The sequence below is a fragment of the Burkholderiaceae bacterium genome, assembly GCA_024235995.1.
GTDB lineage: Bacteria > Pseudomonadota > Gammaproteobacteria > Burkholderiales > Burkholderiaceae_C > Ottowia.
In genome coordinates this window covers 3589058-3602131 of sequence record JACKLI010000001.1, presented here as the reverse complement: position 1 = coordinate 3602131, position 13074 = coordinate 3589058, and the positions used below count along the sequence as shown (strand labels likewise).

11 protein-coding genes are annotated in these 13074 nt (G+C 70.5%); 3 read left to right on the top strand and 8 right to left on the bottom strand.

Going from position 1 to position 13074, the window contains the following annotated elements; genetic code table 11:
- Positions 1-119: 119 nt before the first annotated feature.
- The 5 genes from H6927_17220 to trxB all read right to left on the bottom strand — a co-directional run bounded on the left by H6927_17220 (position 120) and on the right by trxB (position 5756).
- Positions 120-1103 carry an extracellular solute-binding protein gene (locus tag H6927_17220; protein ID MCP5219825.1) on the bottom strand — a complete coding sequence of 328 codons (984 nt, stop codon included), beginning with the start codon at positions 1101-1103 and terminating at the stop codon, positions 120-122.
- 18 nt (positions 1104-1121) lie between these two features.
- A complete protein-coding gene (locus H6927_17215; GenBank protein MCP5219824.1) occupies positions 1122-2768 on the bottom strand; it encodes an iron ABC transporter permease in 1647 nt (548 codons plus the stop codon).
- Positions 2769-2784: 16 nt separating this feature from the next.
- Positions 2785-3864: an ABC transporter ATP-binding protein gene (locus H6927_17210; GenBank protein MCP5219823.1), complete on the bottom strand. Its 1080-nt coding sequence runs from the start codon at positions 3862-3864 to the stop codon at positions 2785-2787.
- A 66-nt stretch (positions 3865-3930) separates the two neighbouring features.
- Positions 3931-4779, bottom strand: a complete 849-nt coding sequence (gene hpnC, locus H6927_17205; GenBank protein ID MCP5219822.1) for a squalene synthase HpnC — start codon at positions 4777-4779, stop codon at positions 3931-3933.
- Positions 4780-4802: 23 nt separating this feature from the next.
- Positions 4803-5756, bottom strand: a complete 954-nt coding sequence (trxB, locus tag H6927_17200; protein MCP5219821.1) for a thioredoxin-disulfide reductase — start codon at positions 5754-5756, stop codon at positions 4803-4805.
- A gap of 194 nt (positions 5757-5950) precedes the next feature.
- Between trxB and H6927_17195 the strand changes: the two genes are divergently transcribed.
- From H6927_17195 to lolA, 3 genes are all read left to right on the top strand, one after another.
- A complete protein-coding gene (locus tag H6927_17195) occupies positions 5951-6625 on the top strand; it encodes a Crp/Fnr family transcriptional regulator (GenBank protein ID MCP5219820.1) in 675 nt (224 codons plus the stop codon).
- Between the two features lie 76 nt (positions 6626-6701).
- Complete coding sequence (locus tag H6927_17190; protein ID MCP5219819.1) at positions 6702-9041, top strand: DNA translocase FtsK 4TM domain-containing protein; 2340 nt, start codon at positions 6702-6704, stop codon at positions 9039-9041.
- Positions 9042-9124: 83 nt separating this feature from the next.
- On the top strand, positions 9125-9784 hold the full coding sequence (lolA, locus tag H6927_17185; protein MCP5219818.1) for an outer membrane lipoprotein chaperone LolA: 660 nt from the start codon (positions 9125-9127) through the stop codon (positions 9782-9784).
- On the opposite strand, the gene gluQRS is transcribed toward lolA, so the two are convergent.
- From gluQRS to H6927_17170, 3 genes are all read right to left on the bottom strand, one after another.
- Entirely contained in the window at positions 9774-10733 is a 960-nt protein-coding gene (gene gluQRS / locus H6927_17180; GenBank protein MCP5219817.1) for a tRNA glutamyl-Q(34) synthetase GluQRS, read from the bottom strand. The two genes, lolA and gluQRS, sit on opposite strands and share 11 nt — an antisense overlap.
- Before the next feature lie 343 nt (positions 10734-11076).
- Positions 11077-12129: an FAD-dependent oxidoreductase gene (locus H6927_17175; GenBank protein MCP5219816.1), complete on the bottom strand. Its 1053-nt coding sequence runs from the start codon at positions 12127-12129 to the stop codon at positions 11077-11079.
- Positions 12130-12138: 9 nt separating this feature from the next.
- On the bottom strand, positions 12139-13074 hold the full coding sequence (locus H6927_17170) for a LysR family transcriptional regulator (GenBank protein MCP5219815.1): 936 nt from the start codon (positions 13072-13074) through the stop codon (positions 12139-12141).

The window sequence follows — 13074 nt, the reverse complement described above, 5'->3', positions numbered from 1 at the left end:
CCGGGGTGGGGGTTGCCATTTGAATTGCCGGCGCCATGCCTTTGGCTGCGCCCCGCGCCCTCACCCCTGCCCTCTCCCAGAGGGAGTAAAGATTGGGGCGGGGTAGGCTCGGCTTCAGCTCATCGCGCTTTGCTGACGGCTAGGTTCCACAGGGCCACCAGCTGCTCGTATTCGGCCGAGGCCTGCGCTTGGTCCAGCGGGAAGATCTTGATGGACTTCAGGTCGGGCAAGGTGGTGAGCTTGGAGACGGCGATGTCGCTGCGCGTGGGGCGGCGGAAGTTCTTGACCAGCTCGGCCTCCTGCACGTCCTTGCTCATCAGCGCGTCGTACAAGGTCTTGGCCGCTGCCATGTTCTTGGCGCCCTTGACGATGAACATGCCCTCGGGCGCCAGGTAGCTGCCCTCGGTGGGGTACACCAGCTTGATCTCCTTCTGGCCGCCGGCCACGTATTCCTGCGCGGCGTATTCGATGGTCAGGCCCACCGGGTATTCGCCCGCGGCCGTGCCCTTGTAGGTGCTGCCCGACGAGGACGTGACCACGGCGTTGGCGGCGATCTTCTCCAGCCCGTCCTTGCCGAACTGCTTGAGCAGGCCGTACACCAGCATGTAGGCGGTGGCGCTCTTGCTGGGGTCGGTGATGGCGAACTTGCCCTTCCACTCGGGCTTCATCAGGTCCGACCAGGTCTTGGGCGCGGGCAGGCCCTTGAGCTGGCGCTCGTTGACCATCATCACCATCACGTGCAGGTTGGTGCCCACCCACAGGTTGCCGGGGCCGCGGAACTCGGGCGGGATGGCCTCGATGCCGGGCGCCTTGTACGGCTCCAGCAAGTCCTTGTACGCGCCCAGGGTGCCGAAGCCGCCGCTCCACAGCACGTCGCCGCGCGGGTTCTTGGCCTCGGCCTGGATGCGCTTCATCAGCGAGCCGGTGCCGCCCGTGACCTGCTGCACGGTCAGCGACGGCGCCTTTTTCTTGACCACGTTGAGCGCGGTCTCGATGGTCTCGGTGTTGTTGGACGAGTACAGCACCACGGTTTGCGCCTGCGCCGACGCGGCCACCAGGCTGGCGGCGGCCAGCGTGCATTGCAGCAAGGTCTTGATCTTCATGCGAGTCCTTTCGTGGATTTACTTGGTGGAGAAAAGGTTGATGCGAAACACCTTGATAGCGATGACGATGGGCAGCACGATGACGCTGACCAGGGCCGCGCCATAGGCCGAGGCCAGGCCCAGGCGCCCGCCGTCGACCTGGCGGAAGATGGTGATCGGCATGGTCTCCAGCCCGCCGGTGTACACCACCATCGAGGCCGAGAGTTCGGAAATGGTGGTCACCCACATCAGGATGGCCGAGGAGATCAGCGAGGCCTTCATGGCCGGCAGCACCACCTTGAAGAAGGTCATCAGGGGCGACACGCCCAGGCTGATGGAGGCCTCCTCGATCGACTCCGGGATGTTGAACAGCGTGGAGGAGGCATTGCGCATGGCAAAGGGCAGGCGGCGCACGGCGTAGGCCAGCACCATGATGGTGGAGGTGCCGGCCAGCACCAGCCAGCCGGTGTTGAAGGTCTGCACCAGAGCGATGCCCAGCACCGTGCCCGAGATCGTCAGCGGCAGCACCACCACGTAGTCCAGCGCCTGGGTCGCCAGCGTGCGCTTCTTGATGATCAGGTAGCTGGCCAGCACCGCGAAGGCCACGCCCACCACCGTGGCCATGGAGGCAAAGCGCAGCGAGTTGACGATGGGCTCGGGCGCGGCCTGCAGCGCGCGTTGCAGGCTGTCCAGCGACCAGCTGCCCCAGTGCATGACGGGGCCGCTGGTGGCCGTGAAGGCGCCGACGAACACCACGATCAGCGGCAGCAGCGAGGCCAGCAGCACCAGGCCCACGGTGGCGGTGAACAGCAGCGAGGCGCCCGAGCGCACGCGCCGCGGCGCCGGCGCGCGCCCCTGCGTCATGGTGTAGACCTTGCGCTCGACCACGCGCTTTTGCACGAACAGCACCCCCGCCACGATGGCGATGGACACCACCGACATGGCGCTTTGCAGCGCGGGGTTGCCGCCCATTTCACTGACGAAGGTGTTGTAGGTCATCACCGACAGCAGGGGCACGCGGCTGGCCAGCAGCATGGACAGCGCGAAGTTGCCCACCACCAGCGTGAACACCACCAGCGCATTGACCAGCACCGCCGGCGCCACCACCGGCACCAGCACGCGCAGCCGGGTGACGAAGGGGGAGGTGCCCAGGCTCAGGCCCGCTTCTTCCAGCTGCCCGTCAAAGCCGCGCAGCGCGGCCAGCACGCCCAGGTAGATGTAGGTGTAATACACCAGCGTCATCGACAGCACCAGGCCCGTCCAGCCGTAGAACGAGGGCAGCTCGATGCCCCAGCCGGCCAGCCAGTTGGTCACCAGCCCGTTGTTGCCCAGCACCAGCAGCCAGGACTGGCCGACGATGATCTCGGGGATGACGATGGTCAGGATGGGCAGCACGGCCACCAGGTTCTTGAATGGAAATTCGTAGCGCGCCACCATGTAGGCGAAGGGCACGCCCACCATCACCGTGCAGGCGGTGACCACGACGCCCAGCAGCAGCGAATTCTGGAAGGCCTGCACGAACTGGCTATCGCGCGCCAGGGCGATGAAGGCGGCCAGCGAATACGCGCCCGACTCGTCCAGCACGCTGTTGCCGAACAGCACCACCAGCGGGTAGAGCACGAAAAACAGCAGCACCGCCAGGCAGGCCGCCGCCAGCAGGCCCCAGGGCCACCAGCGGATATTCATCGCAGGGCCTCCGGCTTCATGCGTTGTCGGCCGCGATCACGCGGCTGTGCGCCGGTATCAGCACCTGCACCGCGTCACCGACCTGAAACGCGCTGGCGTGGCTGCCGCCGTGCTGCTCCACGCGCAGCTCGGGGCCATCGTGCAGTTGCACGCGGTAGGCGGTCTTGAAGCCCAGGTATTGCCGGCGCAGGACGCGCCCCGGCAGGGCATTGGGCTGCGGGGGCGCCGCGGCGCCCAGCGCCAGCTCTTCGGGCCGCGCGATCAGCAGGCCCTGGCCCTTGCCCGGCGCCGGCCCGTCGCGGCGGCCCTCCAGCGCGTGCCCGGCCAGCTGGTAGCGCACGCGGCCGGGTTCGGCCGCGCCGGTGGTGGGCACCGGCAGCAGGTTGGCCGAGCCGATGAAGTCGGCCACGTAGGCGTTGGCCGGCGTGCCGTACAGCTCTTCGGGTGTGCCCAGCTGGGCGATGCGGCCGCGGTCCATGATGGCGATGCGGTCGGACATGGCCAGGGCTTCTTCCTGGTCGTGCGTGACGAACACGGTGGTGATGCCGGCCTCGCGCACCAGGTCGAGGATCACGTCGCGCATCTGCAGGCGCATCTTGGCGTCCAGGTTGGACAGCGGCTCGTCCATCAGCAGCACGCGCGGGCGGATCACCAGCGCGCGCGCCAGCGCCACGCGCTGGCGCTGGCCGCCGCTCATCTGCGCCGGGTAGCGCGCCGCCAGCTCGGCCAGGCCCACCTTGTCCAGGGCCTCGGCCACGCGCCGCGCGATCTCGGCCCGGGCCACCTGGCGCGCGCGCAGGCCGTAGGCGACGTTGTCGAACGCGGTCTTGTCCGGGAACAGGGCGTAGTCCTGGAACACCATGCCGATGTCGCGCCGGTGCGGGGGCGTGCGGGTGACGTCGTCACGGTCGAACAGCAGGCGCCCGCCGTCGGGCTCGTAGAACCCGGCGATGCAGCGCAGCAAGGTGGTCTTGCCGCAGCCGCTGGGGCCCAGCAGGGTGTAGAACGCGCCGTCGGGCACGTGCAGCGACAGCTGCTGCAGCACGGTGAGCCCGCCGAACTGCTTGACGATGCCGTCGATGGTGATGGCTGCCATGGTGAAGTGAAAGACCGTGTCGCAAAAGTAACCGACTGTGCCACAAGTGCCGGTGAGTCCGGGCGCTTACATCACCAGCGCGCGGGCCGCGATCACCCAGCCGTCGCGCCGCCGCAGGGTGGGGCGGCGGGCGAGGGTGTCGTGGTTCAGGGCGGTGATGCGGTCGAGCACGCGCAGACCGCCCTGCACCACGGCGCGCAGCTCCCAGCCGGCGCGGCCGGGGAGGCGCTGCACCAGGGGGGCGCCGGCCAGCATGGTGGCGCGGGCCTGATCGGCCAGGGCGCGGACCAGGCTCCGCGTGGCCTCGCTGGCCCGAAGGGCCGGGAACTGGGTGGCCGGGTCGTGGATGGCGATGCCGTGCGCGGCGCAGTCGGCCAGCGGCAAATAGAAGCGCCCGCGCGGGATGTCCACCGACAGGTCCTGCCAGAAGTTGATGAGTTGCAGCGCGGTGCAGATGGCGTCGCTTTCGGCCAGGGCCGCGGGTGTGCTCACGCCGTACAGGTGCAGCAGCAGGCGGCCCACCGGGTTGGCCGAGCGCCGGCAGTAGTCCAGCAGCACGGCCTGGTCGGGGTAGGCGGCGCCGGCGTGGGTCATGCGCACGTCCTGCTCGAAGGCGGAGAGCAGATCGAGCAGCGGCGCCTCGGGCAGCTGGAACGCCCGCATCTGGGCCGCCAGCGGGCCGAACACCTGCGGCCAGCGGCTGGCGGCCGGCGGCTGGTGGCTGCTGGCAGTGGCGATGGCGTGCAGCTCGGCGCGGTAGGCGGCCAGCTCGGCCAGGCGATGGGCGGCGGGGGCATCGCCCTCATCGGCGATGTCGTCGGCCGTGCGGGCAAAGTGGTAGATGGCCGCGATGGGCGCGCGCAGGCGCGGCGGGCACAGCCACGAGGCGACCGGGAAGTTTTCGTAATGGTCGATCGACGGACTGGCGCGATCCACGTTCAAGAGGCTTGCTGCTCCAGAAAGCGCTGCGCGTCGAGCGCGGCCATGCAGCCGGTGCCGGCGCTGGTGATGGCCTGGCGGTAGACGTGGTCCTGGACGTCGCCGGCGGCGAACACGCCCGGCACGCTGGTCTGCGTGGCCATGCCCTGCAGGCCGCCCTGGGTGCGGATGTAGCCGTGCTCCATGTCGAGTTGGCCGTTGAAGATCTCGGAGTTGGGCGCGTGGCCGATGGCGATGAAGCAGCCCTTGAGCGCGATGTCCTCGCTGGCGCCACCATCCACTGGGCGGATGCGGATGCCGGTGACGCCGCTGGCGTCGCCCAGCACCTCGTCCAGCACGTAGAAGGTCTTGAGCACGATCTTGCCCGCCGCCACCTTGTCCATCAGTTTGTCGATCAGGATGGGTTCGGCGCGGAACTTGTCGCGCCGGTGCACCAGCGTGACCTTGCGCGCAATGTTGGACAAATACAACGCCTCTTCCACCGCCGTGTTGCCGCCGCCGATGACGCACACGTCCTGCTCGCGGTAGAAAAAGCCGTCGCAGGTGGCGCAGGCCGAGACGCCGCGGCCCTTGAACGCCTCCTCGGACGGCAGGCCCAGGTATTTGGCCGAGGCGCCGGTGGCGATGATCAGGCTGTCGCAGGTGTAGGTGCCGCTGTCGCCCGTCAGCGTGAAGGGGCGCCGGGACAGGTCGGCCGTGTGGATATGGTCGAACACGATCTCGGTGGCAAAGCGCTCGGCGTGCGCCTGAAAGCGCTGCATCAGCTCGGGCCCCTGCACGCCGTCCACGTCGGCGGGCCAGTTGTCCACCTCGGTGGTGGTCATCAGCTGGCCGCCCTGGGCCAGGCCGGTGATGAGCAGGGGCTTGAGGTTGGCGCGGGCGGCGTAGACGGCGGCCGAGTAGCCGGCGGGGCCGGAGCCGAGGATCAGGACTTGGGCGTGGCGGGTGGTCATGGATGAATGCGGCTGGGGGGACGTGAAACGACGTCGGGCATGGAGCGAAAACCGGGCATGGGCCGGCGCGGACGCCAGGGCCTGCCCGGCCGGTTGGGGCTGAAAGGGCTTGGTGCGCTGACCAAGCACGGGGATAATGCTCCCATTTTATGAATAACCAACGAATGAAGTATTTGACTGCCGGAGACGTCTGAATGACGATGCTGTCCAGCCTGGAACTGATCCGTCGCGTGCCCCTGTTTTCGATGCTGACCGAGGCGCAAGCCATTTCGGTGGCCGATGCCGTGGTCAAGCGGCGCTTCAAGCGCGCGGAGGCCATTGTCGAGCAGGGCAAGAAGTCCAACGCCCTGTTCATTCTGCTCAATGGCCGCGCCCGCGTGATGACGGCCGACGGGCGCGGACGCGAGGTCATCCTGGCCACGCTGCGCCCGGGCGACCACATCGGCGAGATGAGCCTGATCGACAACGAGCCGCACTCGGCCACCGTGCGCGCCGAGGTGCAGACCGACGTGCTGATGCTGGGCCGCACCGAGTTCGCGCGCTGCCTGCCCGAGAACTCGTCCATGGCCTACGCCATCATGCGCGGCCTGGTGCAGCGCCTGCGCCACGCCGACCGCAAGATCGAGTCGCTGGCGCTGCTGGACGTGTATGGCCGCGTGGCGCGCGCGCTGCTGGAGTTTTCGGTCGACGAGGGCCAGGGCGAGCGCGTGATCCGCGAGAAGATCTCGCGCCAGGACATCGCCAAGATGGTGGGCGCCTCGCGCGAGATGGTCAGCCGGGTGATGAAGGACCTGGAGGAGCGCGGCTACATCCTCACGCAGGAAGACGGCTCGATCCTCATCCAGGAGCGGCTGAACACGATGGGCTGAGGCCGGCCCCGCCATGGCGGCCGGTCCGTTGCCCCCGGCATTCGCGTTAAGCTCGCGGACTGCTGTTGTTTGACCCATGGCCTATCCCCTCAATACCTTCAACGCCGACGACCGCGCGCCGCCCCGGCGCACGCCCGTGCAGCGCTTTGCACAAGAAATCGTGCTGGTGGTCGGCCTGGCGCTGATCCTGTTTTTGACGCTGGCGCTGGCCAGCTACTCGCCTTCCGATGCGGCCTGGTCCACCTCCGGCGCGGGCGGGCCGGTGCACAACTGGGCCGGCATGCTGGGCGCCTGGCTGGCCGATTTGCTGTACGTGCTGCTGGGCTTTTCGGCCTGGTGGTGCGTGGCCGCCGCCGCGCGCGCCTGGGCCGCCATGCTGCTGCGCTGGATGCATGGGCAGGCCGGCGAGGGCGCGGGCAAGCCGCTGTCGCCCTGGGGCCTGCTGGCCTCGGTGCGCTGGACGTCCTGGCTGGGGCTGGCGCTGGTGCTGGCCGCCAGCTCGGGGCTGGAGTGGAGCCGCCTGTACCGCTACGACGACGTGCTGCCCGGCGCGGCCGGCGGCGTGCTGGGCTACCTGGGCGGGCCGCTGGCGCTAAAGTGGCTGGGCTTTACCGGCTCCACGCTGCTGGGCATCGCGGCCCTGATGGTGGGCGTGGCGCTGCTGTTTCGCTTCTCGTGGGGGCGCGTGGCCGAGCACATCGGCGCGGCGCTGTACGCGCTGATCGAACGCCGCCGCTCGCGCAAGGCCCTTGCCGAGGACGTGGCGCTGGGCCGCCAGGCCATGCGCGAGCGCGACGAGGTGCTGACGCAGGAGCGCGAGGAGGCGCAGGAGCAGCCGCCCGCGCCGGTGCTGATCGAGCCTGCGTTGGTGGATGTGCCCAAGAGCGAGCGCGTGGTCAAGGAGCGGCAAAAGCCTCTGTTCACCGAGCTGCCCGACAGCAAGCTGCCGCAGGTCGACCTGCTGGATGGCGCCGCCGCGCGCCAGGAAACCGTGGCGCCCGAGACGCTGGAGATGACCAGCCGCCTGATCGAGAAGAAGCTCAAGGACTTCGGCGTGGAGGTGCACGTGGTGGCCGCGGCGCCGGGCCCGGTGATCACCCGCTACGAGATCGAACCGGCCACCGGCGTCAAGGGCTCGCAGGTGGTCAACCTGGCGAAGGATCTGGCGCGCAGCCTGAGCCTGGTGTCGATCCGCGTGATCGAGACCATTCCGGGCAAGAACTACATGGCCCTCGAATTGCCCAACGCGCGGCGCCAGTCGATCCGCCTGTCCGAGATCCTGGGCTCGCAGGTCTACAACGACGCCAAGAGCCTGCTGACGGTGGGCCTGGGCAAGGACATCGTCGGCAAGCCCATCGTCGCCGACCTGGCCAAGATGCCGCACGTGCTGGTGGCCGGCACCACCGGCTCCGGCAAGTCGGTGGGCATCAACGCCATGATCCTGAGCCTGCTGTACAAGGCCGAGCCCAAGGACGTGCGCCTGCTGATGATCGACCCCAAGATGCTGGAGATGTCGATCTACGAAGGCATTCCGCATCTGCTGTGCCCCGTGGTCACCGACATGAAGCAGGCCGCCAACGGCCTGAACTGGTGCGTGGCCGAGATGGAGCGGCGCTACAAGATCATGAGCAAGGCCGGCGTGCGCAACGTGGCCGGCTTCAACCAGAAGATCGACGACGCCAAGGCGCGCGGCGAGTTCATCTACAACCCCTTCAGCCTCACGCCCGAAGACCCCGAGCCGCTGGAGCGGCTGCCGCACATCGTGGTCGTCATCGACGAGCTGGCCGACCTGATGATGGTGGTGGGCAAGAAGATCGAGGAGCTGATCGCCCGCCTGGCGCAAAAGGCGCGCGCCGCCGGCATCCATCTGATTCTGGCCACGCAGCGGCCCAGCGTGGACGTGATCACCGGGCTGATCAAGGCCAACATCCCCACCCGCATCTCGTTTCAGGTCTCCAGCAAGATCGACAGCCGCACCATCCTCGACCAGATGGGCGCCGAGGCCCTGCTGGGCATGGGCGACATGCTGTACCTGCCCAGCGGCACCGGCCTGCCCATTCGCGTGCACGGCGCCTTCGTCAGCGACGAGGAGGTGCACCGCGTGGTGGACTATCTCAAGAGCCAGGGCGAGCCCAACTACATCGAGGGCGTGCTCGATGGCGGCACCGTCGATGGCGAGGAGGGCGGCTTCGGCGGCGGCGAGGACAGCGGCGGCGAGAAGGACCCGATGTACGACCAGGCCGTCGAGGTGGTGCTGAAAAACCGCAAGGCCAGCATCTCGCTGGTGCAGCGCCACCTGAAGATCGGCTACAACCGCGCCGCGCGCCTGGTCGAGGACATGGAGAAGGCCGGCCTGGTCAGCCCCATGACGGCCGACGGCAAGCGCGACATCCTGGTGCCGGCGCGGGCCGAGTGATGGTTTCGTTTCCGTCCGGCAAGTTCCTGTTTCAGCCGGTTGCGGGACCGAACCTTTGCGCCGCCGGCACGATCCGATCGCCCATGACCTTCGCTTCTTCCTGGCGCCTTCCGCGCCCCGCCGCCGTGCTGGCCGTCCTGGCGCTGACGGCATCCGCCGCCTGGGCCGACGGCCTGGACAGCCTGCAGAACTTCATCCAGCACGCACGCAGCGGCCGCGCCGACTTCACGCAGACGGTGACCGCGCCCCCGCGGGACGGCAAGCCGGGGCGCGCCAAGACGTCCAGCGGCACGTTCGAGTTCCAGCGTCCGGGCAAATTCCGCTTCGACTACCAGAAGCCCTTCGTGCAGACCATCGTCGCCGACGGCCAGACGCTGTGGCTGTACGACGCCGACCTGAACCAGGTGACCGAGCGCGCGCAGGCGCAGGTGCTGGGCCAGACGCCGGCCGCGCTGATCGCCGAGGCGACCGATTTGCGCGCGCTGCAGGCCGACTTCACCCTCGCTGCCCAGCCCGCGCGCGACGGGCTGCAGTGGGTCAAGGCCGTGCCCAAGACCAGGGACGGACAGCTGCAGCAGGTGCAGGTGGGCTTCGACGGCGAGCAGCTGGCGGCGCTGGAAATCCTGGACAACTTCGGCCAGCGCTCGGTGCTCAGGTTCGGCCCGATGCAGCTCAATCCGCAGCTGCCGGCCGGTGCGTTCCAGTTCAAGCCGCCCGCGGGGGCGGACGTGCTCAGGCAGTAAGGCGAGCCCGCCACGCGGCGACCCAGTGCGCCAGCAGGGCGCCGACGCTGGACTGGCCGGGGCCCGAATCCAGCTGCAGGTGCCGCGCCGCCTCGCGCAGGGCGCGCGCGGGGTCGCTCGCATCCAGCGCCTGCGCACCGTTTTGCTTGCTCAGTTTCTCGCCATCGGCGCCCCGCACCAGCGGGGTGTGCAGATAGCGCGGCGTGGGCAGGCCCAGGGCGGTCTGCAGTGCGATCTGGCGCGGCGTGTTGTCGGCCAGGTCCTCGCCCCGCACCACGTCGGTGATGCCCTGCGCGGCGTCGTCCACCACCACCGCCAGCTGGTAGGCCCACAGCCCGTCGGCACGCTTCAGGATGAAGTCGCCCACCTCGGCGGCCAGGTGCTGTTGCTGGAGGCCTAGGCGGCGGTCCTGCCAGCGGATGGGCAGCGCCAATGCTTCTGAATCGATAGCTGATTGGGCTGGATCGGTGCGGGCTGCAAGCCATTTTTGTTCAAATCGGCCGGTGTGCAGGCGCCAGGCGCGGGCGGCGCGCCCGCGCAGGCCCCCGCGCTCGGGGCGGCAGGTGCCGGGGTAGGGCAGCTCGCGGCCGCGCTGGCGCGCGATGCCGGCGGCGGCTTGTGCCTGGGCGATGTCCTGGCGCGAGCAGGCGCAGAGGTAGGCCAGGCCGTCGGCGATCAGGCGATCGAGCGCGGCCTGGTACGCGGCCGCGCGGGTGGACTGCCACAGCGGCGGCGCGTCGGGCTGCAGGCCGCAGCGCGCCAGCTGCTCCAGGATCAGGGTGTCGGCGCCGGGCACGCAGCGCGGCGTGTCCACGTCCTCGATGCGCAGCAGCCAGCGCCCGCCGTGGGCGCGCGCGTCCAGCCAGCTGGCCAGCGCGGCCACCAGCGAGCCGGCATGCAGCGGGCCGGTGGGCGAGGGGGCGAAGCGGCCGATGTATGTGGCCCCCACGCTCCCCGCTGCGCGTGGTTCGCTGCCCCCCAAGGGGGCCTTCGCGCCTTGGGGCGGCCCGTCGGCGCTCAACGGTGCCCCCACGCTCCCCGCTGCGCGTGGTTCGCTGCCCCCCAAGGGGGCCTTCGCGCCTTGGGGCGGCCCGTCGGCGCTCAACGGTGCCCCCACGCTCCCCGCTGCGCGTGGTTCGCTGCCCCCCAAGGGGGCCTTCGCGCCTTGGGGCGGCCCGTCGGCGCTCAACGGTGCCCCCACGCTCCCCGCTGCGCGTGATTCGCTGCCCCTCGAGGGGGCGCTCGCCGCCTTGGGGCGGCCCGGCGGCGGCTTGCAGGCGTGGGTCACGCTTTCAGCGAATGGCCAGCGCCAGCTCCAGGCCCGAGACAAAGGCGTCTTCCACGCGCTGGCCCAGGCACCAGTCGCCGCACAGGCCCAGGCCCAGCGGGGCGTCCCACACGAAGGGCTGGCCCAGCGGTGCCAGGGTGCGTGCATGCAGCCACAGCCGCGCCTGGACGTGGCCGGGGGCGGCGCGAATGCCGGTGATCTCGGCAAAGGCCTTGAGCAGCTTGGCGCCGGCGCGCTCGGCGTCGTCCTGCACGTGCTCGCGCGACCAGTCGCTGCTGGCCTGCACCGTCCAGCGCTCGATGCCGCCGCGCTGCGGCTTGGAGCTTTCGCGCGCCAGCCAGGCGATGCGGTGGTGCGTGCTGCGCGCGGCGTTCCACTGCGGGCCCAGGGTGTACAGGCCGGGCTGCGCCGCCTGCGGGAAGGCCAGCATCAGGGTCCAGCACGGGGCCATGTCGACGCGGGCGAGCGTGGCCGCCAGCGCGCCGGCCTGCTCCGATTGAAAGAGCAGGTTGCGCGCCCGGGGCGCGGGCAGGGCGCAGATCGCCACGTCGGCCTGCAGCGGCGCCGCGCCGTCGTCGGTGTGCAGCTGCCAGCGCTCGCCGTCGCGCTGCAGGCGGTGCACGCGCGTGTTGAGACGTAGGCGGCCGGCCTGGGCCAGCGGCTCGGCCCAGCGCTGGGGCAGGGCGGCCATGGCGGGTGCCGCCACCCAGTGCGCCTCGGTGGGCGGGGGCGCGGCCTCGATCTGGCGGCCGTGCTCGTCCAGCACGCGCACGGCACTGGCGCTCCAGCGGCGCGCCAGCTGCGGGGCGGTGGCCTCCAGCGCCTGCGCCAGCCGCGCGTCGCGCACGGTGAAGTACTGCGCGCCGCAGTCGAAGCCGCCGAAGGGCGAATCGCAGGTGGCCACGCGTCCGCCCGGCGTGCTGGCGGCCTCCAGCAGCGTCACGTCATGGCCGGCCTGCGCCAGCGTGCGGGCGCAGGCCAGGCCGGCGATGCCGGCGCCGATGACGGCGATGCGTTGGGGGGCGGGGGTTGGGGGGCGTGGGCGGGGGCGGCTCATGCGCTCACTCTACACGCTCGCGGGCGCTTGCAGCAGGGCGCGCCGGGTGATGGGGCGCTCCAGCCGATCCAGCCACCAGGACAGGGCCTTGCCCGGCTGCACGTGGGCCGGCCAGGCGTAGTGCAGCGTGGCGGTGCGCGTGCTGCGCTCCACGCGCCGCGCCACCAACTGGCCATTGGCCAGCCAGGGGCGCGCCAGCGGCTCGGGCAAAAAGCCCACGCCCAGGCCGCGCAGGTGGGCCTCCAGCTTGGCCTGCAGGCTGGAGACGGTGAGCGTCTGCTGCCCCGCCAGCAGGCCGAAGGACAGCGTGGCCGCGCCCGGCGTCGAATCGGCCACCACCACGGCGCGGTGCGCCAGCAGCTGCGCGTCGCTCAGCGGCTCGGGCTGCTGCGCCAGCGGGTGCGTGGGCGCCATGGCGTAGACGAAGCGCACGCTGCCCAGCGGCCGGGCGCGCAGGTTGGCGGCGCTGGCCGGCTCCAGCGTCACGCCCAGCGCCAGATCGGCCTGCCCGGAGGTGAGCGCGTCCAGCGTGCCGCTGAGGATTTCGGTGCGCAGGCGCAGCCGGGTGGGCGGGTTCAGGGCGTAGAAGTCGCAGCACAGGTCCAGCAGCACGGATTGCGCGACGACGCCATCGACGGCCATGGTGAACTCGGACTCCCAGCCGGTGGCCACGCGCTGCACGCGCCGCACCAGGGCGTCCACCTCCTGGCGCAGGCGCTCGCCCTGGGCCAGCAGCTCCATCCCCGCCGGCGTGGGGCGCGCCTGGCGGCGGCTGCGGTCGAACAGCAGCACGTCCAGCGCCTCCTCGATCTGGCGCACCCGGTAGGTCAGGGCGCTGGGCACCAGGCCCAGCGTGCGCGCCGCGCCGGCAAAGCTGCCGGCCTGCGCGATGGCGTGCAGCAGGCGGAAGGCGTCGGGGGTGAGGATGTCGGCGGGATCGTTCAT